20 protein-coding genes and 1 tRNA gene are annotated in these 19,790 nt (G+C 74.4%); 10 read left to right on the forward strand and 11 right to left on the reverse strand.

From position 1 onward, the window contains the following. Positions 1-382: 382 nt before the first annotated feature. Positions 383-1,216: a S8 family serine peptidase gene (locus tag OEB99_RS14770; protein WP_263578041.1), complete on the forward strand. Its 834-nt coding sequence runs from the start codon at positions 383-385 to the stop codon at positions 1,214-1,216. Here OEB99_RS14770 and OEB99_RS14775 read toward each other — a convergent pair. The 4 genes from OEB99_RS14775 to OEB99_RS14790 form a co-directional block, all read right to left on the reverse strand. Next, positions 1,145-3,739, reverse strand: a complete 2,595-nt coding sequence (locus OEB99_RS14775) for a CHAT domain-containing protein (RefSeq protein ID WP_263578042.1) — start codon at positions 3,737-3,739, stop codon at positions 1,145-1,147. The two genes, OEB99_RS14770 and OEB99_RS14775, sit on opposite strands and share 72 nt — an antisense overlap. A gap of 100 nt (positions 3,740-3,839) precedes the next feature. Further along, on the reverse strand, positions 3,840-5,519 hold the full coding sequence (locus OEB99_RS14780) for a S8 family peptidase (RefSeq protein ID WP_263578043.1): 1,680 nt from the start codon (positions 5,517-5,519) through the stop codon (positions 3,840-3,842). 39 nt (positions 5,520-5,558) lie between these two features. Further along, positions 5,559-6,041: a hypothetical protein gene (locus OEB99_RS14785; protein ID WP_263578044.1), complete on the reverse strand. Its 483-nt coding sequence runs from the start codon at positions 6,039-6,041 to the stop codon at positions 5,559-5,561. After that, on the reverse strand, positions 6,038-6,643 hold the full coding sequence (locus tag OEB99_RS14790) for an RNA polymerase sigma factor (protein ID WP_263578045.1): 606 nt from the start codon (positions 6,641-6,643) through the stop codon (positions 6,038-6,040). Before OEB99_RS14790 ends, OEB99_RS14785 begins: the two co-directional genes overlap by 4 nt. A gap of 339 nt (positions 6,644-6,982) precedes the next feature. Between OEB99_RS14790 and OEB99_RS14795 the strand changes: the two genes are divergently transcribed. Further along, on the forward strand, positions 6,983-7,924 hold the full coding sequence (locus OEB99_RS14795; protein WP_263578046.1) for an asparaginase: 942 nt from the start codon (positions 6,983-6,985) through the stop codon (positions 7,922-7,924). Between the two features lie 131 nt (positions 7,925-8,055). Here OEB99_RS14795 and rplA read toward each other — a convergent pair whose 3' ends face one another. From rplA to OEB99_RS14820, 5 genes are all read right to left on the reverse strand, one after another. Beyond that, positions 8,056-8,778 (reverse strand): 50S ribosomal protein L1, encoded by a 723-nt coding sequence (gene rplA, locus OEB99_RS14800; protein ID WP_263578047.1) that lies wholly within the window; start codon positions 8,776-8,778, stop codon positions 8,056-8,058. 82 nt (positions 8,779-8,860) lie between these two features. Continuing rightward, on the reverse strand, positions 8,861-9,292 hold the full coding sequence (rplK, locus tag OEB99_RS14805) for a 50S ribosomal protein L11 (RefSeq protein WP_263578048.1): 432 nt from the start codon (positions 9,290-9,292) through the stop codon (positions 8,861-8,863). A 97-nt stretch (positions 9,293-9,389) separates the two neighbouring features. Further along, positions 9,390-10,166, reverse strand: a complete 777-nt coding sequence (gene nusG / locus OEB99_RS14810) for a transcription termination/antitermination protein NusG (protein ID WP_263578049.1) — start codon at positions 10,164-10,166, stop codon at positions 9,390-9,392. Positions 10,167-10,222: 56 nt separating this feature from the next. Beyond that, positions 10,223-10,468, reverse strand: coding sequence for a preprotein translocase subunit SecE (secE, locus tag OEB99_RS14815; protein ID WP_263578050.1), 246 nt, complete (start codon positions 10,466-10,468; stop codon positions 10,223-10,225). Positions 10,469-10,527: 59 nt separating this feature from the next. Beyond that, positions 10,528-10,600 (reverse strand) — tRNA-Trp (locus OEB99_RS14820). A gap of 154 nt (positions 10,601-10,754) precedes the next feature. Here OEB99_RS14820 and OEB99_RS14825 point away from each other — a divergent pair. From OEB99_RS14825 to OEB99_RS14850, 6 genes are all read left to right on the forward strand, one after another. Continuing rightward, positions 10,755-11,978, forward strand: a complete 1,224-nt coding sequence (locus tag OEB99_RS14825; protein ID WP_263578051.1) for a pyridoxal phosphate-dependent aminotransferase — start codon at positions 10,755-10,757, stop codon at positions 11,976-11,978. 4 nt (positions 11,979-11,982) lie between these two features. Continuing rightward, the gene (locus tag OEB99_RS14830; RefSeq protein ID WP_263578052.1) at positions 11,983-12,573 is read left to right on the forward strand and encodes an alpha/beta hydrolase family protein; all 591 of its coding nucleotides are present in this window, start codon (positions 11,983-11,985) and stop codon (positions 12,571-12,573) included. A gap of 137 nt (positions 12,574-12,710) precedes the next feature. Further along, complete coding sequence (locus OEB99_RS14835; RefSeq protein ID WP_263578053.1) at positions 12,711-13,562, forward strand: ABC transporter ATP-binding protein; 852 nt, start codon at positions 12,711-12,713, stop codon at positions 13,560-13,562. Further along, on the forward strand, positions 13,559-14,416 hold the full coding sequence (locus tag OEB99_RS14840; RefSeq protein WP_263578054.1) for an ABC transporter permease: 858 nt from the start codon (positions 13,559-13,561) through the stop codon (positions 14,414-14,416). Before OEB99_RS14835 ends, OEB99_RS14840 begins: the two co-directional genes overlap by 4 nt. A 13-nt stretch (positions 14,417-14,429) precedes the next feature. Further along, positions 14,430-15,695 carry a sensor histidine kinase gene (locus OEB99_RS14845; RefSeq protein WP_263578055.1) on the forward strand — a complete coding sequence of 422 codons (1,266 nt, stop codon included), beginning with the start codon at positions 14,430-14,432 and terminating at the stop codon, positions 15,693-15,695. Next, positions 15,692-16,318, forward strand: coding sequence for a response regulator (locus tag OEB99_RS14850; protein WP_263578056.1), 627 nt, complete (start codon positions 15,692-15,694; stop codon positions 16,316-16,318). Before OEB99_RS14845 ends, OEB99_RS14850 begins: the two co-directional genes overlap by 4 nt. Before the next feature lie 2 nt (positions 16,319-16,320). On the opposite strand, the gene OEB99_RS14855 is transcribed toward OEB99_RS14850, so the two are convergent. Then, positions 16,321-16,887 carry an HdeD family acid-resistance protein gene (locus OEB99_RS14855; protein WP_263578057.1) on the reverse strand — a complete coding sequence of 189 codons (567 nt, stop codon included), beginning with the start codon at positions 16,885-16,887 and terminating at the stop codon, positions 16,321-16,323. Between the two features lie 131 nt (positions 16,888-17,018). Between OEB99_RS14855 and OEB99_RS14860 the strand changes: the two genes are divergently transcribed. After that, the gene (locus OEB99_RS14860; RefSeq protein WP_263578058.1) at positions 17,019-18,032 is read left to right on the forward strand and encodes an adenosine deaminase; all 1,014 of its coding nucleotides are present in this window, start codon (positions 17,019-17,021) and stop codon (positions 18,030-18,032) included. Between the two features lie 61 nt (positions 18,033-18,093). Next, a complete protein-coding gene (locus OEB99_RS14865) occupies positions 18,094-18,561 on the forward strand; it encodes a GntR family transcriptional regulator (protein ID WP_263578059.1) in 468 nt (155 codons plus the stop codon). 16 nt (positions 18,562-18,577) lie between these two features. Here OEB99_RS14865 and OEB99_RS14870 read toward each other — a convergent pair whose 3' ends face one another. Beyond that, on the reverse strand, positions 18,578-19,687 hold the full coding sequence (locus tag OEB99_RS14870; RefSeq protein WP_263578060.1) for a UDP-N-acetylmuramate dehydrogenase: 1,110 nt from the start codon (positions 19,685-19,687) through the stop codon (positions 18,578-18,580). Positions 19,688-19,790: the final 103 nt, after the last annotated feature.

Consider the following 19,790-nt stretch of genomic DNA (forward strand, 5'->3'; position numbering starts at 1 on the left):
CACTCCTTCCGGTGGTGGTGCCGCAGGCGAGGTCCGCGAACGAGAAGAGCCCCGTGCGCAGGCACGGGGCTCGGTGCTGCCCGGAGTGCGCTCCGAGCCTGAGTCCTTCACCTGCGCGGGCCTCCGCTACGAGCGGGACTTCGATCCGCCACCTGGCGGTGGCGGACGACCTGCGGTCTTGGGCGCGACAAGGGTACGCGCCCCGCGGGCCGGCGACCAAATCCGGCCGGGCGTCGGGCGTCCCACCGGTTCGCGCGGGCGTCGCCTCGATCAGCCACGGGGACCGCCGACGAACTCCTTCGCGTCAGGTTGTCACAAACCGGGCACGGAGTGCTCTCGACCGGGTGAGGACCCGCACCGGGCCACCGAGGAGAGGATCCCGATGACCGTGACCACCCGACCCGCCGGTCTCACCGGTCGCGACGACCTGCAGCGCCCCGCACCGGTCCGCCCGGCCGGCGTGCCGGCCCCGGCGCCGCTCGACTGCCTGGACTGGCTCACCCGCTCGGCCCGGCCGAGCACCACCGTGCCCAGCGTGCCGGTGCCGCCGCGGTCCGCGAACGCCGGCGCGGGTCGACGCATCGCGCTCCTGGACGGCGGCGTCGACACCCAGCACCCCGACCTGGCAGGTGCGCGGGTCCGCGTGTGGTCCGGCGGACCGGACACCGTCGACGACCACGCCACCGGCCTCGCATCCCTCGTGGTCGGCCAGGGCGCGGCGCACGTGCGCGGCCTGCTCCCGGCCGCCGAGCTGCTCGTCGCGGCGGTCCGGCCGGACCGCGAGGGTGGCGACGCGGTCGTCGCCCGGGCGGTGCGGTGGGCGGTCAACCACGGCGCCGAGGTGATCGTGCTCCCGTTCGGGCGTCAGCGGCTCGGACGACGGATCACCACCACGCTGCACGAGGCCATGGCATCCGGGGTCCGGGTGTTCGCCGCCGCCGGCAACCTCGGCCCCGAGGTGCTGGCCTTCCCCGCCGCCGTCACCGGGGTGGTCGCCGTCACCGGTCACGACGGTCAACGCGTCCTCGCCCAGTGCTGCGAGCGCGCCGACCTCGCCGCACCCGGGTACGACGTGCCGGCAGCCGGACCGCGGCGCCGCGCCTACCTGCAGGGATGCGGCCCCGCCGCGGTGCTGGCCGCCGCGTCACACCTCGCCTGGGTCGACGCCGGCTCGCGCCCCGAAGCACGCGAGCGGGACGGGCTCCTCGGCGGCTGACAGGACGCCGGCCAGCGCTGCGGCCGGGTCGACGCCCTGCCGGATCGCCGCGTGCAGGTGTGGTGCGAGGTCGGCTGCGACGTCGTCGCGCAGCGGGGTCAGGGCCGCCACGACGTTCTCGGCGCCGAGCCGCAGCAGCACGCTCGCCATGCCGAGCGCCTCGCCACCTGGCCGCACGGTGGACCGGCCGACCTCGCACGCCGAGAGCACCACGACCGACCCACGCAGGTCCGCACCCTCGAGCTCGTGCGCGAACAGCGGGCCGTCGGCGAGCCGTACCCAGGAGAAGAGCGGGTTGTCGGGCTCGTGACGACCGTGCACCGCGAGGTGGACCACGCCGGCGCTGCGCAGACCGGCTGCGACCGACTCCGTGGCCGCGGCAGCACCTGCCAGCACGGTGGCGTCGCCCCACGCACGGGCCACCGCTGCGGCTTCGTCCTCGGCAAGCGTGAGCCCGGGTCCGGCCACCGCCAGCACGCCGTCCTTGCGCGGCGCCGGCGCCTGCGCGGTCAGCCGGCTCCCCACGCTGGTCGCGAGCCCCCGGCGGGAGGGCAGCAGGCCCCACGGCAGGGCGACGAACGTGCCGCCGGCCGCCAGCTGCACGGGACCGTGCAGGTCCAGCGGCGCGAGCAGGAGCTCGTCGAGCCTGGCCAGCCCGCGCTCGAGCGAGCCTCGCACCACGGCCCGCAGCGCGTCGGGCAGGTGAACCCCGGCCAGTGCTCGCAGGTCCGCGTCCACCCGGCGCGCGGCCGCAGCCACCACGTCGACCTCGGCGAGGTGGTGCAGCCGGACCCCGTCGCCGTCCACCACGACCGCATGCACCTGGCCGCCGATGCCGACGAGGTCGACCACCGCCTCGTCGCCGCCCGCCAGCTCGTCGACCAGCCGGGCCGCGGTCGGCGCCTCCGGCGGCCCGACCTCGCCGTCGAGATGCCACGACCGTTGGCGCGCCGCGGTGCGCAACCGCTCGACCTCCCGGTGCGCCTCCGCACGGTCCGCGTGGCTGTCCGGCGGGAGCAGGCGTTCCCGCTCGACGGCGAACCTGAGCTCGGCAAGGAGCTCGGCCAGTGCCGGGTCGGACGGCGGGCGGACCCGCGCCGGGCCGGCGAACGTCGCCCGCCCTCGCTCGACCGCGTCGAGCACTCGGGCCGCGTCCCCGGAGCTGAGCGCAGCAGCACTCTCGACGACCACGAGCCGCTCACCGTGCACGGCCGCCGCGGTCACGGCCTCGACCGAGCCGAACTGCCGGCGGTGCGCCGCGAGGAGCCGCTGACCGGCCCGGACCTCGCGACGACCGTCCGACGCGCGACCGTTCGCGAACGCCAGCTCGGCGCGGACCGCGCGCAGCCCGAGGGCCAGGGTGAGCGGGTCGCGGGCACGGGCTCGGCCCGCGGCCTCGAGTGCTGCCGCCGCCTCGCGCCGATGCCCGCCAGTGACCAGGGCCGACGCCCCGACCACCTGTGCCGCGCGCACGACCGAGCGGGGGCTGCCCGCGGCCTCGAGCCGGCCCGCGAGGTCGGCCGACCGCCGCGCGATCCGCGCGCACGCGGCCCGGTCGGGTGCGTCGAGGACCAGGTCCAGCCGCGCCCGCAGCTCGGCGAGCTCCGCGCGGGCAGCCCACGAGACGTTGCCACGCCGCGCGAGGCGTCGTTTGGCTCCGAGCGCCCAGCGCAGGGCCGCCTGCGGTCGGTGCAGCAGCAGAGCGCACTCCGACCGCACGAGCTCGGCCTGGGCCAGGTCCAGCGAGAGGCGCTGGGCCGCGAAGAGCTCGGCGGCCTGGGCCAGGGTCTCGTCGGCCTCGTGCACGAGCCCCGCCTCGAGCAGCACCTGCGCACGGTCCGCGAGCGCGACCCCGAGCGAGACGTCCCCCGGGCTCTCGGCCGCCCTGGCCATCGTGGCGAGCGCCCGGGGCAGGTCGCCCGCGAGGAACTCGGCGTAGCCGAGGTTGTGCCGCGCCTTGAAACCGAGACCGTGCTCGCCGAGGCCGTCGGCCAGCTCCGCACACGCCCGCAGGTCCGCCCTGGCGGGCTCGATCTCGCCGAGCTCGAGACGCAGCGAGCCGCGGTTGAGCAGGATCCGGCAGGCGTCGATCGGCTCCGCGTCGCCCAGCCGGGCCGCCGCACGGTCCAGCGCGGCCAGGGCACGCGCGGTGTCCCCCGACCGGAGCCACAGCAGCCCCTGCTGACCGGCGACCGCGACCCGGAGCGCGTCGGCACCTGCCACGGCCGCCCAGCGGTCGGCGTCGCCGAGCACGGCCAGACCGGCGTCGACGTCGGCGCGGAGCTCGAACTCGCTCATCACCCGGCCGAGCAGGGCGCGAGCGCGCAGGTACGCGCGCTCCGCGGTCTCCCGGTCGGGGTCGGCGCTGCCGTCACCGACGGCGTCGAGCACCCGCCGGAAGTACCGTCCGGCCACCGCGGGCCGGCCGTCGGCGTTGCTCTTCAGGCCGGCCGCCAGCAGGCCGCGGACGGGCTCGAGCGGGTCCGGCCCGCCCGTCCCCGCGCTCGTGCCGCCCCGACCCACCGGCTGATCATCCCGCCGTGCCGAGTCCGTGTCACGACGACACGGGACGGCCGACCGGGGAGCCCGATGACGGCGGTCGGCCGCGCCCGCGGTACGCGACCTACGGCAACGGGAGGCCGGTCGCCGCGACGATCGCGTGCCACGCCGCCTCGCGACGTTCCTTGGCCCGCGCCTGCCAGTCCGCGCCGCCCCCGCCGCCGGCCGCACGCCGCCGGAGCAGCTCCTCGGCGAGGTCGCCGGCCATCACGGGGGCCGCGAACGAGGTGCCGCTCCACACCCCGAAGCCGCCGGTGAACCCGTCGGGGTCGACCGTCGCCCGCGTCTCACGCGGCCGCAGGCCGCGCAGCGCAACGGTGGGTGTCAGGGAGCCGTTCATCGTGACCGGGAACGTGCTGACCACCGCGGCCCCCGTGCGCAGCGCCGTCACCCAGTCCCCGTCGTTGCTCATCAGCGCCGTCGAGCCGTCCGGGTTGAGCGCACCGACGGTCACCACCGGCGGCAGGTCCCACGATCCGGGGGTGACCGGTGTCGGCGGGTCCCACGAGCTCAGCCGGGGCGCGAACGCCGCGGGGTAGCACGGCCGCGTGGTCGCGTCGTTGCCCGCCGAGACCACGACGGCCACGCCGTAGCGGGCGAGCGCGTCGAGCAGCGCGCGGAACGGGCCGTCGAACTCGGCGTCCTCCGGGCGCTCGTGGTAGTAGCCGAGCGAGAGGGTCAGGACGTCGACCGGGTGGCAGCCGGGCCGCCCGAGCAGACCGAGCAGGTGGAAGAGGAGCACTCGGCGCAGACCGGTGAGCAGGTCGGACTCCGCGATCATCCCGTCACCGCCGTACAGCCGGCAGGCGAGCACGGTCGAGTCGGGGCACCGCTGGTGCACGAGGCCGGTGATGAAGGTTCCGTGCGGCGCGCAGGAGTCGAGGCTGCCGGTCAGCGGGCGCCCGTCCATCCCGCCGACGTCGGCGTCGCGCCAGTGCGGCTCGGTCGGTGGGTACGGGCCGATCGGGACGCCGAGCACCTGCGGGTCACGCACCACGGTGTCGCCGACGAACCAGGGGTGCTCGCCGGCACCGGTGTCGAGCACGACCACCACCGGCCGCGCCGGCCCCTTGCCGGAACCGTCCACCGTGGCGTCCGGGTACCGCCTCGAGGGCGCCGGGCCGACCCACGCGACCGGGCTGCGGCCCCCGCTCCCGGCGCGGGCGTACTCGCCCACGGCGTCAGGCGCCGTGTACGGGTGGGGCTCGGTGTAGGGGTGGGGCTCGGTGTACGGGTGCGGCTCGGTGTAGGGATGGGGCTCGGTGTACGGGTGCGGCTCGGTGTACGGGTTCCCGACGATCCCCGTGGCGACCACGAGGTGGTCGAGCGACGCGAGCACACCGGCCTTGTCGACCAGCGCCTCCAGCACCGGCCACACGTCGACCGGCTCGGCGATCGCACGGTTCTCCAGCTGGGCGGTGTAGCCGAAGGCCGCGTAGAGCTCGGCCGCGAGCTCCTCGGGCAGATCCGCCTGGCGCAGCAGCTCGAGGTCGCGCTCGTCGCGGGCGTCGAGACTCACCCGCAGACCCCGCTCCTCGGCGAGCTCCTCGAGCACCTGCCAGCCTTCCGACCCCGGCGCCCCGGCCATCAGGAGCCGGTCACGCAGGTACCACGTGGTCTGCACCGGCATGGCCTGCGGTCGCTGCGGCGCCGTCGCCGGGTCCAGCCGGAGCAGGCGACCCGCCCAGGAGCGGGGCAGATCCCCGTACGCACCCTCGTCGGCCCGGCCGTCGTTCTCCACCATCTACGCCTCCTCGCGCATGCCTCGCACGTCGTTGACTCTCTAGAGCTCGATCACCGGCGTGCTGACCGCCGGCCCGGTGCCGTCCGTGCGCCGGAGCACCAGGCTCGCCGGCCCGCGGGGCAGGTCCTCGATGACGAAGCAGCCCTCGTCGTCGGACTCGGTGCGGACCTCGCCCTCCGGACGCAGCACGTCCACGGTGCACCGCATCGCGGGCGCCACCCAGCCGTCGATCCGCACGCCGGCCTCGCCGGGCGACACGGTGATCATGACGGTGCAGGGGTCGGCCGTGAACGTGATCGTCCGGGCCGTCACCGTCTCCTCGCCACGCAGGGCGAGCTCCGGGGTCTCCATCCGCACCAGCTCGACCATCTCGGCCTGCAGGTCGGCGAGCGTGAGGGCGAAGAGCGAACGCTCCGCCAGCCCGTCGGGCACCGGGTCCACCTGCTGCACCACACGGCCCAGGTGCGTCAGCAGCTCCCGATCGCGGGCATCCATCACCTCGTCGGGCGAGTACTCGCTCATGCCCACTCCCACCTCTCGTCCTGGTCCAGCAACGTGCGCAGCTTGGCGAGGCACCGGCCCCTGGTGACGCCGACCGCGGTCACCTTCATGCCGGTCACCTCCGCGATCGCCCGGTAGTCCGGCCGGTCGGCGCTCGCCACGAAGCGGAGGATCTGCTGGCATCGCGCCGGCAGCCGCAGGAACACCTGCCAGAGACGGCTGTCGCGGTCGTGGGTGAGGACCTCGGCCTCCGGGCCCGGCGACGGCGACGGCAGCTCGCCGGCCTCGTCGGTGTCGTCCGGAAGCTCGCGCGTGTGCGCCTGGTCCCCGCGCTGACGGCGGACCGCCAGCCACGCCGCACGCCGCGCGCTGACCAGCAGCCAGGCGAGCAGGGCCTCCGGCTCGCGGATCGTCCCGGTGTGCCGCACGAAGGAGAGCCACACACCCTGCACGACGTCCTCGGCGTCCTCGCGCGGCACGCCCTGGCCGCGCACCACGTGCCACAGCAGCGGCGTCGCCTCGTGGACGAAGTCCTCCAGGGGTGCGGTGCGTCCCTCGCGGTACGCGAGCAGCGCGAGCGCCGCCCGGTCCCCGAGGGTCGTGTCGCCGGTGTGTCCCGTCATCGCCTGCCGATTCATCGACGGCCGTCCCGCCCACTCGGCGGCGGTCCCGCCAGAGTTGTCGAGACTACGGTCGCCGCGGTGGCCACGCCAGGGGTGCAGGGTGCGCGCATCGGCCACCTCCCGGGGTCGTGGGCGCCTGCTGCGGCGGACCCGTTCACCCTGGAGGGAGGTCGTCGAGCACCGTTTGTGACAACCCCCGGTGTGCGGTGCGTCACACGGTGGCACGCGGCCCACGAGGTGCCCCACACCTCGCACCGGCGCACGCGGTGACGGCGCGCGAGACGCACCGCGCGCCGAGCCGGTGGTGCGGCACACTCACCCCGACGAGAGGAGGGGCGCGTGGCCCATCCGCTGGACGCCGCCGGCTGCGTGGAGCTGGCCGTGCAGGACCGCAACGGCCTCGACGAGTCGAGGCACCTGGGCGCTGTCGTGGTCGTCGATCCGGACGGCGTCGTGCTCGAGTCGCACGGCGACATGACGGCGGCGGTCTACCCGCGGTCGTCGCTCAAGCCCTTCCAGGCCGCGGCGTCGCTCGCGGCCGGAGCACCCCTCGACCAGCTCCAGCGCGTGCTCGCCTGCGCCAGCCACGCCGGCACCGACGAACACGTGGCCGTGGTCGCCGGCACCCTCGCCGCGGCGGGCCTCGACGAGCACGCCCTGGGCTGCCCGGCACGCGCTCCCCTGGACCCGGCGACCGCCGCGCGGGTCGAGCCGAGCCGGATCCGGATGAACTGCTCGGGCAAGCACGCCGCGTTCCTGTCCGCCTGCGCGGCGGCAGGCTGGGACCCGGCGACCTACCTCGAGCCCGAGCACCCGATGCAACGCGCCGTCGTCGCGACCCTCGAGGAGTACTGCGGCGAACGCATCGCGCACAGCGGGGTCGACGGGTGCGGCGCCCCCACGCACGCGCTGACCCTGCCCGCCCTGGCACGCGGTGGGGCGCGACTGCTCGGCCCCGGCAGCAGCCTCGCCGACGACGTCCGCGCGCACCCCTGGGCCCTGGACGGCCGCGGGCGGGCCAACACCCGCACGGTCGAGGCCACCGGGGCGATCGCCAAGGGCGGCGCGGAGGGCTACCTCGTGGTCGTCGCACCATCCGGCGCCGCAGCCGCGATCCGAGTCCTCGACGGCTCGCAGCGGGTCACCGGGTACGTCGCGCTCGCGCTGCTCGCCCGGTCCGGCGCGCTCGACCCCGGCCCGGTCGCGGAGCTGCTCGCCGAGCTGGCCCCGGCCCCGACCGGTGGGGACGACGTCGTCGGCCGGTGGCGGCTGCTGGTCTGAGCACGGATGCGGAACGGCCCGGACCCCTCGGGTCCGGGCCGTTCCACGTGCAGAGAGGGGAGGCGTCAGGCCTCGAGCCGATGCTCGGCCTGCGCTCCTCAGGCCTCGAGCCGATGCTCGGCCTGCGCTCCTCAGGCCTCGTCGGCCTCCTCGACCGTGAGGTTGCGCGTCTTGTTCGGGTCCAGCGGGACGCTCGGGCCCATCGTCGTGGTGACGAAGGCCTTCGTGATGTACCGGCCCTTCGACGCCGCCGGCTTCAGACGCAGGACCTCGTCCAGCGCCGCGGCGTAGTTCTCCACCAGCGCGGTGTCCGAGAACGACGCCTTGCCGATGATGAAGTGCAGGTTCGCGTGCTTGTCGACGCGGAACTCGATCTTGCCGCCCTTGATCTCGGACACGGCCTTGGCCACGTCCATCGTCACGGTGCCGGTCTTCGGGTTCGGCATCAGGCCGCGCGGGCCGAGCACCTTGCCGAGACGACCGACCTTGCCCATCAGGTCCGGCGTCGCGACCGCGGAGTCGAAGTCCGTGTAGCCGTCGGCGACCTTGGCGATGAGCTCGTCGCCGCCGACCTCGTCCGCACCGGCGTCGAGCGCCTGCTGCGCACGCTCACCGACCGCGAACACGATCACGCGGGCGGTCTTGCCCGTGCCGTGCGGCAGGTTGACCGTGCCACGGACCATCTGGTCGGCCTTGCGGGGGTCCACACCGAGGCGGAACGCGACCTCGACGGTCGAGTCGTACTTCGTGGTGGAGGTCTTCTGCGCCAGGCGGATCGCCTCGAGCGGCGCGTAGAGCCGCGTCCGGTCGATCGTCCCCGCGGCGGCGCGGTAGGCCTTGCCGTGCTGTGCCATTGCGTTCTCCTTCAGTCGTGGTCGTCGGGCCGCACAGGGCCCTGCCACTGGACGGGTGCGCCGGTCGGCGCGCCCGGGTCGGTCACTCGGTGACCGTGATGCCCATCGAGCGGGCGGTGCCGGCGATGATCTTCGTCGCCGCGTCGAGGTCGTTCGCGTTGAGGTCGGCCATCTTGGTCTCGGCGATCTCGCGCGCCTGAGCGGTCGTGATCGAGGCGACCTTGGTGGTGTGCGGGGTCGGCGAACCCTTCGCGACACCGGCGGCCTTCTTGATCAGCTCGGCGGCCGGCGGGGTCTTCAGGACGAAGGTGAACGAGCGGTCCTCGTACACCGTGATCTCGACCGGGATGACGTTGCCGCGCTGCGACTCGGTCGCCGCGTTGTACGCCTTGCAGAACTCCATGATGTTGACGCCGTGCTGACCGAGCGCCGGGCCGATCGGCGGCGCGGGGTTGGCGGCACCAGCGTTGATCTGGAGCTTGATCAGGCCGGAGACCTTCTTCTTCGGGGGCATGTGCCTTCCGTTCCGTGTCGTGGGCCGACGCCGTGGGCGATGACCCGGTTGCATGCCCGGCCGGCGAGCGCCGGTCGAGCGGAGGTGAGCCGTTCGCTCAGATCTTCGCGACCTGGTTGAACGACAGCTCGACCGGGGTCTCCCGGCCGAAGATCGAGACGAGCACCTTGAGCTTCTGCGCCTCGGCGTTGATCTCGGAGATCGTCGCCGGCAGCGTGTCGAACGGCCCGTCCGTCACGGTGACGGACTCGCCGACCGTGAAGTCCACGGTGATCGGGGCAGCACCCGTGGCGGCCTTCGCGGCCGCCTTCTCGGGCGCCGGGGCGAGCGTCGGGGCGAGCATCGAGAAGACCTCGTCGAGGGTCAGCGGCACCGGCTGGTGGGTGTGCCCGACGAAGCCGGTCACGCCCGGGGTGTGCCGGACGGCGCCCCACGACTCGTCGGTGAGGTCCATCCGCACCAGCACGTAGCCGGGGATCCGGACCTTGCGCACGACCTTGCGCTGGGAGTTCTTGATCTCCACGACCTCTTCCATGGGGACCTCCACCTGGAAGATGAAGTCCTCCATGTTCAGCGACTGGATGCGGTTCTCCAGGTTCGCCTTCACGCGGTTCTCGTAGCCCGCGTAGGAGTGGATGACGTACCAGTCGCCGGGCTGGCGACGCAGCTGGGTCTTGTACTCCGCGACGGGGTCGACGACCTCGTCCTCGACGGCCTCGTCCTCGTCGACCGGGTCGGCGTCGGCGGCCGGCTCGACGGCGTCCTCCGCGTCCTCGACGACCTCGACGTCCTCGGCCGGCGCGTCGGCCTGCTCGGGCGCGACGTCCTCGGGCACGACGAGCTCCTCGGCCTGCTCCTGAGGCTCCTGCGACACGGTTCGAACCTGCTTTCTGGTGATGACGTGCGGGTGGGCGGGCGACGGCGCGGCCGTCAGCCGCCGAAGACCCAGCCGACGAAGGACCCGATCGCGAGGTCCACCCCGGTGACGAACGCCATGATCACGGCGACGAAGACGAGGACGACGGTGGTGTACCGGACCAGCTCGGTCCGGGTCGGTCGGACGACCTTCTTGAGCTCGGCGACGACCTGCCGGACGAACAGAGCGATGCGCGCGAACAGACCGCGGCGGCCGTCCTTGGACGGCGCCTTGCTGGCGCTGCTGGCGCGTTCGCTCACCGGTGGGTCCTCACGTCTCGTCGTGCTCTGCGGTCACCGCGAGATGCGGTGCCGCGCTGCAGGGCAGGAGGGACTCGAACCCACAACCGCCGGTTTTGGAGACCGGTGCGCTGCCAATTGCGCCACTGCCCTTCGGCGACGCCATCCGGCCGCAGGCATGCTGCAGCATGACGGACGTCAACCGCCGACGGACGAGTGTACGTGGTCCACGGGCGCAGGTCGAACCGGTCGAACGGGCGGCCGAACCCGGCGACGCCGACGCGGTGTGCTCTGCGAGAATGCCGACGTGAGCGAGCACCCCGTGACCCCCAAGCCCCGGATCTCCCAGCGCATCGGCTCCATCGCGGAGTCCGCGACCCTCGCGGTGGACGCCAAGGCGAAGGCGCTCAAGGCCGCCGGCCGGCCGGTGATCGGCTTCGGCGCCGGCGAGCCCGACTTCCCGACGCCGGACTACATCGTCGCCGCCGCACAGGCGGCCTGCGCGGTGCCGGCCAACCACCGGTACACGCCGGCGGCGGGCCTTCCCGACCTGCGCCAGGCGATCGCCGACAAGACCCTGCGGGACTCCGGCTACCCGGTCGCCCCGAACCAGGTGCTCGTCACCAACGGCGGCAAGCAGGCGGTCTACCAGGCGTTCGCGACCCTGGTGGACCCGGGCGACGAGGTGCTGCTGCCCGCGCCGTACTGGACCACCTATCCCGAGGCCATCCGGCTGGCCGGCGGCGTGCCGGTCGAGGTCTTCGCCGGTGCCGACCAGGGCTACCTCGTCACGGTCGACCAGCTCGAGGCCGCCCGGACCGACCGGACCAAGGTGCTGCTGTTCTGCTCGCCGTCCAACCCCACCGGCGCGGTGTACTCGCCCGAGCAGACCGAGGCGATCGGGCGCTGGGCGCTCGAGCACGGCATCTGGGTGATCACCGACGAGATCTACGAGCACCTCACCTACGACGACGCGGTGTTCACCCCGATCGTGCGGGCGGTCCCCGAGCTCGCGGACACGACCGTGGTGCTCAACGGCGTCGCGAAGACCTACGCGATGACCGGGTGGCGGGTCGGCTGGATGATCGGCCCCACCGACGTCATCAAGGCCGCGACGAACCTGCAGTCCCACCTGTCCTCGAACGTCGCGAACGTGTCCCAGCGTGCCGCGATCGCAGCGGTGAGCGGTGACCTCGCGGCGGTGGACATGATGCGGGCCGCGTTCGACCGCCGTCGCCGGACCATCGTCGAGATGCTCTCCGCGATCGACGGCGTCGTCTGCCCGACGCCCAAGGGCGCGTTCTACGCCTACCCGAGCGTCGAGGGCGTGCTGGGCCGCACCATCCGCGGCGTCACCCCGACCACGTCGGCCGAGCTGGCTGCGCTGATCCTGGACGAGGTCGAGGTCGCCGTCGTGCCCGGCGAGGCGTTCGGCCCGAGCGGGTACCTGCGGCTGTCCTACGCGCTCGCCGACGACGACCTCGTCGAGGGCGTGTCCCGGATCCAGACGCTGCTCGGCGAGGCCCGGTAGCCCCGTGACCGCCGCGGCGGCGGGCGGCGGGCGGCCCGCCGGTCTGCTGCTCACCCCCGGCTCGAACGGCGACCCGGACCACCCGCCCCTGCTCGCGGTGGCCGAGGCCGTCGAGCGCGCCGGGGTACCGGTGCGGCGGTTCGGGTTCGGCTCGCCGGACAAGGACGGGCGGGGGCCCGCACCGGCTGCCACCGCGGTCGCGCGGATCCGCGCCGAGGCGGACCGCTGGGCCGGCGAGCTCGGCGTGCCCGCGTCCCGGCTGCTGCTCGGCGGGCGCTCGTTCGGCGGGCGGATGTGCTCGGTCGCGGTCGCCGAGGGCCAGCCGTCCGCGGGACTCGTCCTGCTGTCCTACCCGCTGCACCCGCCCGGACGGCCGGACCGGTTGCGGGTCGAGCACCTGCCGCGGGTCCGCGTCCCGGTGCTCGCGGTGTCCGGCGCCACCGACCCGTACGGGTCGCCCGACGAGCTCGCCGCAGCGTTCGCGGCGGTGGGCGGTCCGCTGACGCACGTCACCGTGGCCGGCCCGCACGTGCCGAAGGACGCTGCCGCGGTCGCCGACACCGTCGCCGCGTGGGTGCTGACGCTGAGCTCCTGAGGTCCGTCACGGCCGCGCAGCCGGTCGGACGCGACCACCCGGCCGTTCGACGGGGCCGGGCATCCACCGATCGGTGGACCCCAGGACTCACCGAAGGATGCTGCCGGCGGGACCTGGCCCCGCGGCACGCTGGAGGCATGACAACGACCGCCCCCGCAGTCCTGGTGCAGGACCTGCACAAGCACTACGGCGCCAAGCGCGCCGTCGACGGGCTGGACCTGCGGGTCGAGACCGGTGAGATCTTCGCCGTCCTCGGACCGAACGGTGCCGGCAAGACGACCACCGTCGAGATCCTCGAGGGCTACCGCAAGCGCGACCGCGGCTCCGTCTCGGTGCTCGGCGAGGACCCGCAGCACGCGGGCCGGGCCTGGCGCAGCCGGATCGGCGTCGTGCTGCAGTCGGCCGACGACCACGCCGAGCTGACCGTACGCGAGATGGTCGCGCACTTCGCCCGGTTCTACCCGAGCACGCGGGACCTCGACGAGGTGATCGCGGCGGTCGGGCTCACCGAGAAGGCCGGCGCCCGGACCCGGCAGCTCTCCGGCGGCCAGCGCCGCCGCCTCGACGTCGCGCTCGGCATCGTCGGCCGGCCCGAGCTGCTCTTCCTCGACGAGCCGACCACCGGGTTCGACCCGGAGGCCCGGCGCTCGTTCTGGGACCTCATCGCGTCGCTGCGCGAGGACGGCACCACCGTGCTGCTCACGACGCACTACATGGACGAGGCCGAGCACCTCGCCGACCGGATCGCCGTGATCCGCGACGGCCAGGTGGTCGCGCTCGACACCCCGGCAGCGATCGGTGCCCGTGCCCAGCAGCACGCGACCGTGCGCTGGCACGACGGCACGCGCCACGAGGAGCGCACCGCCACCCCCACCGCCCTCGTCGCCGACCTGGCCGCCCGCTTCGGCGGCGAGGTGCCGGGCCTCGAGGTCTACCGCCCCACGCTCGAGGACGTGTACCTCGGGCTCGTCGGAGAGGCCACCCGATGACCACCACCGCCACCCAGCCGTTCGTCGCCAGCCGACGGGCCGCCCTGCCGGGCACGCTCTCGCTCGGCCTGGAGCGCACCCGCGCCGAGGTCGTCACGTTCTTCCGCGAGCGCGACGCCGTGGTCTTCGTCTTCGCCTACCCGATCCTGATGCTGGCGATCTTCGCGACGGTCTTCGGGCAGGACGGCACCACCGTCGGCCCCGACCCCGGGATCCCGTTCGCGCAGTACTTCCTGCCCGGCATGGTGGCCACCGGCGTCATGCTGTCGAGCTTCCAGAACCTCGCGGTGTCGATCGCGGTGGAGCGCGACGACGGCACGCTCAAGCGGCTGCGCGCCACGCCCATGCCGCCCGCCGCGTTCTTCCTCGGCAAGATCGGTTCCGTCCTGGTGACCTGCGTCATCCAGATGGGTCTGCTGCTCACCGCGGCCGCGCTGATGTTCGGCGTCTCGCTGCCGACCGAGCCGGCCCGCTGGTGGACCTTCACCTGGGTGTTCCTGCTCGGCACCGCGAGCGGTGCGGTGCTCGGCGTCGCGTTCTCGTCGGTGCCGCGCAGCGGACGCAGCGCGTCGGCCGTGGTGATCCCGATCGTGCTGGTGCTGCAGTTCATCTCCGGCGTGTTCTTCCAGTTCAACGAGCTGCCGTCGTGGATGCAGTCCGTGGCCTCGGTGTTCCCGCTCAAGTGGCTCGCGCAGGGCATGCGTTCGGTGTTCCTGCCGGACTGGGCGCTGCAGATCGAGCCCTCCGGGTCCTGGCAGCACGGCGCGACTGCCGCCATCCTGGCTGCCTACCTGGTGATCGGCCTGCTGGTGGGCGTCAAGACGTTCCGCTGGCGCCGGCGCGACGACGGCTGAACGGAGCTCGACGGTGACAGAGATCCGACCGGAGGCCGGGCAGCCGGAGGGGCAGCCCGGCCCTCGGCCGTCCCTGGACGACCCCGGCGACCGGTCCCACTTCTGGTCCAGGTCGATGCGCGGGTGGGACCTCGCGTTCTACCTGATGACCGGCCTGACCGCGGTCGCGATCCTGATCCTGCAGGAGGGCGCGGACGTGCCCACGGCCGTCGCGCTGGGGCTGCTGGCCGTCCTCGTGGTCGCCTACGTGCTGATCGGACGGCGGGCCGCGCTCACCGACAACCCGCGGCTGGTCGCGGTCTACCTCGCGGTGCTGCTCGTCGTGGTGACCGCGGTCTCCGCGGCCAGCATCGCCGGCAGCGTCCTGCTGTTCATCGGGTTCAGCCAGATCTGGTTCTTCGCCCCGAACCGACGCACCGGCGTGGTGCTCGTCGTGGTCCTCGCGGTCGGGGTGTTCACGGCCATCGGCCTGCGCAGCGGGATCCACACCGCGGCGGACCTCGGCGCGCTGCTGACCCAGGGTGGTGTCACGGTGGCGTTCGCGGTGCTCCTCGGCCTGTGGGTGACCCAGATCGCCGAGCGCAGCGAGGAGCGTGCCCAGCTGGTCGAGCGGCTCGAGGCCGCCCAGGAGGAGCTCGGCCGGACGCACCACACCGCCGGCGTGATGGCCGAGCGTGAGCGGATGGCCCAGGAGATCCACGACACGCTCGCCCAGGGCTTCACGAGCATCGTGATGCTCTCCCAGGCCGTGCGCGCCGACGTCGAGCGCGGCCGGACCTCGGCCGCGGTCGAGCGCCTCGACCTGGTCGAGCGCACCGCGCGGGACAACCTCGCCGAGGCGCGCGCCCTGGTCGCCGCGTTCGCCCCGGTCGGCCTGGACGACGGCGGCATCCGGGCGGCGCTCGAACGCCTCGCCGCACGCTTCGGCGCCGAGACCCGGATCTCGGTCGAGGTCGCCCTGCCCGACGCGCTGCCCGACCTCGGCCGCGAGCGCGAGGTGATCCTGCTGCGCGCCGCCCAGGAGGCGCTGACGAACGTCCGCCGCCACGCCGAGGCGTCCTCGGCCCGGCTCGCGCTCGCGGTCGGCGAGGGCGGCGCGCTCACGCTCGAGGTGAGCGACGACGGCCGGGGGATCGACCCCGAGGTGGTCGAGGGCTTCGGGCTGCGCGGCATGCGCGACCGCGTGACGTCGGGCGGCGGCGAGCTCGAGGTGGCAGCACGGCAGGAGGGCGGCACGCGGGTGCTGGTCGTCCTGCCCCCAGGAGAGGTGGAGCAGTGAGCGTGCGGGTCGTGGTGGTCGACGACCACCCAGTGGTGCGTGCCGGGATCGTCGGCCTGCTGGCCGGGGAGGACGACCTCGACGTCGTCGGGGAGGCCGGCGACGGGCTCCAGGCGCTCGACGTGGTGGCCGCCGAGTCCCCCGACGTGGTCCTGATGGACCTGCGGATGCCCCGTCTGGACGGCGCGGCCGCGACCGGCCGGGTGCTCGCGGCGCACCCCGAGGTGCGGGTCGTCGTGCTCACCACGTACGAGTCCGACGCGGACATCCTGCGCGCGGTCGAGGCCGGCGCGACCGGCTACCTGCTGAAGGACACCCCGCGGGAGGACCTGGTCGAGGCGGTGCGCGCCGCGGCTCGGGGCGAGACGGTGCTCGCGCCGTCGGTCGCACGGCGGCTCGTCGCCCAGGTGCGCGGCGACGACCAGCGCCTCACCGCCCGCGAGCTCGAGGTGCTCGCGGCAGTCGCGCGGGGCGGCTCGAACGGTCAGATCGGGGCCGAGCTGTTCATCAGCGAAGCCACCGTGAAGACCCACCTGCTGCGGATCTTCACCAAGCTGGGGGTCGACGACCGGACCCGCGCTGTCACCGTCGCGATCGAGCGCGGGATCCTGCCGTCGCCCTGAAGTCAGACCTGGACGGCCCGGGTGATCGACAGTGCGTAGATGATCTGCGCGATGCCGATCACGATCGCCGAGATCCCCAGCAGCCACCACAGCACGGCGACGCCGAAGATCGGCGAGAACAGCAGCAGCACGCCGGCGACGATGCTGATGATCCCCGAGACGATCGCCCAGCCACGGGACGGCGCGTACCGCGACATCGCGATCGCGCCGGCCCCGGAGACCACCCACATCGCGCCCGTGATGATGCCGAGGAAGGTCGCCAGGAAGGCCGTCGTCGCCCGCAGGTTGCTGAACGCCAGGATCGCGACCACCACGAACAGCACGCCGAGCACGACGTGGCCGAGCCGCCACCAGCCGCCCCGGCCGGAGCCGAACAGGCCGATCGCGGCGTAGACCACGCCCGCGATGAGGGCGTACGCGGCGATCACGCCGGCGACCACCGCCGCCGTCCGGCCCGGCCAGACGACGATCAGGATCCCGATGATGAGGGTGATCACACCCCCCAGCCCGATCAGGACGCGGATCGCGCCGACGTCAGAGTTGCTGGTAGGGGCACTGAGCTCGGACACCTGGGCCTCCTCGGACGGACGGCGCGTGCTGCGCCGCACAGTTCGATCTTCGCGGTCGGCGGGCGGCCGGACAAGGACCCCCGCGGATCGGACCTGGCCGGGGCCGGGCGCGCGACTGGCAGACTGCCACCGTGCGCGACCTGGCCCGGCTCCCGAAAGCGCACCTGCACCTGCACTTCACCGGCTCGATGCGTCCGGCCACGCTCGCCGAGATGGCCGCCGAACGGGGGGTCCGCCTCCCCCACGCGCTCACCGAGGGGGTCGTCCGGGCACCGGTCGACGAGCGCGGCTGGTTCCGCTTCCAGCGGCTCTACGACGCGGCGCGCGCGTGCGTGCGCAGCGAGGCCGACATGCGCCGGATCGTCGCCGAAGCGGCCGAGGACGACGCCGCGGAGGGTTCCGGTCGCCTCGAGATCCAGGTCGACCCGACGTCCTACGCACCGCACGTCGGTGGCATCACACCGGCCCTCGAGATCGTCCTCGACGAGGCGCGCGCCGCGAGCCTGCGAACCGGCGTCGAGGTGGCCGTGGTGGTCGCCGGCTCGCGCGTGCGCCACCCGCTCGAGGCCCGCACGCTCGCCCGGCTCGCAGCGCAGTACGCCGGCGAGGGGGCCGGCGAGGTGGTGGGCTTCGGCCTGAGCAACGACGAGCGCCGCGGCGACACCGAGGACTGGGCGCCGGCGTTCGCGATCGCGCGGCGGGCGGGCCTCGCCTCGGTCCCGCACGGCGGCGAGCTCCTCGGCGCCGCCCACGTCGCGCGGGTCGTCGAGCACCTGGCGCCGGACCGGATCGGTCACGGCGTGCGCTCGGTGGAGGACCCGGCGGTGCTCGGCTGGCTGGTCGACCGGGGCATCGGCCTCGAGGTCTGCCCGGCGTCGAACGTCTCGCTCGGCGTGTACGCGGAGGACCGCCACGTGCCGCTGCGCGCGCTCACCTCCGCGGGCGCGACGGTCGCCCTCGGCGCGGACGACCCGCTGCTGTTCGGCTCGCGGCTCACCGACCAGTACGAGCTGGCCCGCCACGTGCACGGCTACTCCGACGCGGAGCTCGCCGAGCTCGCGCGCGGCTCGGTGCGTGCGTCCAGGGCCGGCAAGGGCACCAAGGCCCGGCTGCTCACCCAGGTGGACGACTGGCTGGCGTCCTGAGGGGCCCGATTCACTCGTCTGCGCGATCTGCTCGACCCGTCCACGTGCCGATGCACCGATCATGACGCGAGCGGACGAGGTGCGGCTGACGATCACGGCCGATCGGACGACCGGGCTCTCCGCGCACGAGCAGGTCCGCCTCCAGGTGCTCGCCCACCTCGCGACCGGCCGCCTCGCGGCGGGCGACCTCGTGCCCGAGGCCGCGGAGCTCGCCGCCCGCTCGGGGCTGCCCACCGAGACCGTGCGACGCGCGTACGACGAGCTCGAGCGGGCCGGCGTCCTGACGGTCGATGCCGACGCGCTGCACGTCGCGCAGGTGCCCACCACGCTGCCGACCGGCGAGCTGCGCACCGCAGCGGTCCGCCTGGTCACCTGGGCCCGGGACGCCGGCCTCGACGACGACGCGATCCTCGACCTGGTCCGGCGCGCCCTGCTGGGCCTGCCGGCACCGGTACCCGACGAGCCGTCCGTGCCGAGCCCGCGCACGCCGTTCGAGGTGCCCGAGCGTCGCGCAGGAGCCGACGACTGAGGCGTCGGCGGGCAGGTCAGAGCGTCGCGCCGACCAGCACGGGCTCCGGCTCGAGGACCACACCGAACGCGTCCCGGACGCCGTCGCGCACCTGACGCGCCAGCGCGAGCAGCTCGGCCGTGCTGCCGCCGCCGCGGTGGGTGAGCGCCAGGGTGTGCTTGGTCGAGATGCTCACCGGTCCGGGCAGCCCGAACCCCTTCGTGAAGCCCGCGTGCTCGATCAGCCAGGCCGCGCTCGTCTTGACCAGGGTCGGGTCGACCGCACCGAGGCTCGGCCCGGTCGTGGTCGCGGGCACGGACGACCGCACCGGGTAGCGCGGAGCGGCCTCGGGCAGGGCGTCGGCGACCCCGGCGGGCACCACGGGGTTGGTGAAGAACGACCCGGCACTCCAGGTGTCGTGGTCAGCGGGGTCGACCACCATGCCCTTGCCGGTGCGCAGCTCGAGCACCGCGTCGCGCACGTCGGCGAGCGGCGCGCGGTCCCCCACCTCGACGCCCAGCCGACGGGCCAGCTCGCCGTAGCCGACCGGAGCGGACAGCGTGCCGAGCCGGAGCTGGAACGAGACCTCCAGCACGACGAAGCGCGGCGTCGGGCCCCAGCCGTCCTCGCGCATCGAGCGCTTGAGCACCGAGGTGCGGTACCCGAAGCCCAGCTCACCGACCGCGAAGGTGCGGTGCCGCCCGCGCTCGCGGTCCCAGGTGCGGACCGTGGACACCACGCCGGAGACCTCCTGCCCGTAGGCACCGACGTTCTGCACGGGGGTCGCGCCGGTCGCGCCGGGGATCCCCGCGAGCGCCTCGACGCCCACCCAGCCCTGCTCCACGGCGGAGTCGACCACGACGTGCCACGGCGTGCCGGCGGGCACGGTGATGCTCGCTCCCCCGCACGTGTCTCGCGCGTCGACGTGCACGTCGCTGCGAACGTCCCGCACCACGAGGCCCGGGAAGCCCCGGTCGGCCACCACGAGGTTCGACCCGCCGCCGACCACCAGGACCGGTTCGCGTGCGTCGTCCGCGGCCCGGACCGCTTCCACCAGGGCATCCGCGGAGTCGACCTCGAGGTAGCGAGCGGCGGGGCCGCCGAGGTGCAGGGTCGTCAGCTCGGCCAGGGTGGGGACGTCGGGCACGGCGTCACCCTACGCGCCGGCCACGTCCCGCACCGCGCTCGGCAGCGGCTCCAGCCGCCCGCGGCGCCGTCAAGGCCGGAGGGACGCCCGTCCGGCCCGCTCG

This window comes from Actinotalea endophytica (assembly GCF_025717005.1).
Classification (GTDB): domain Bacteria; phylum Actinomycetota; class Actinomycetes; order Actinomycetales; family Cellulomonadaceae; genus Actinotalea.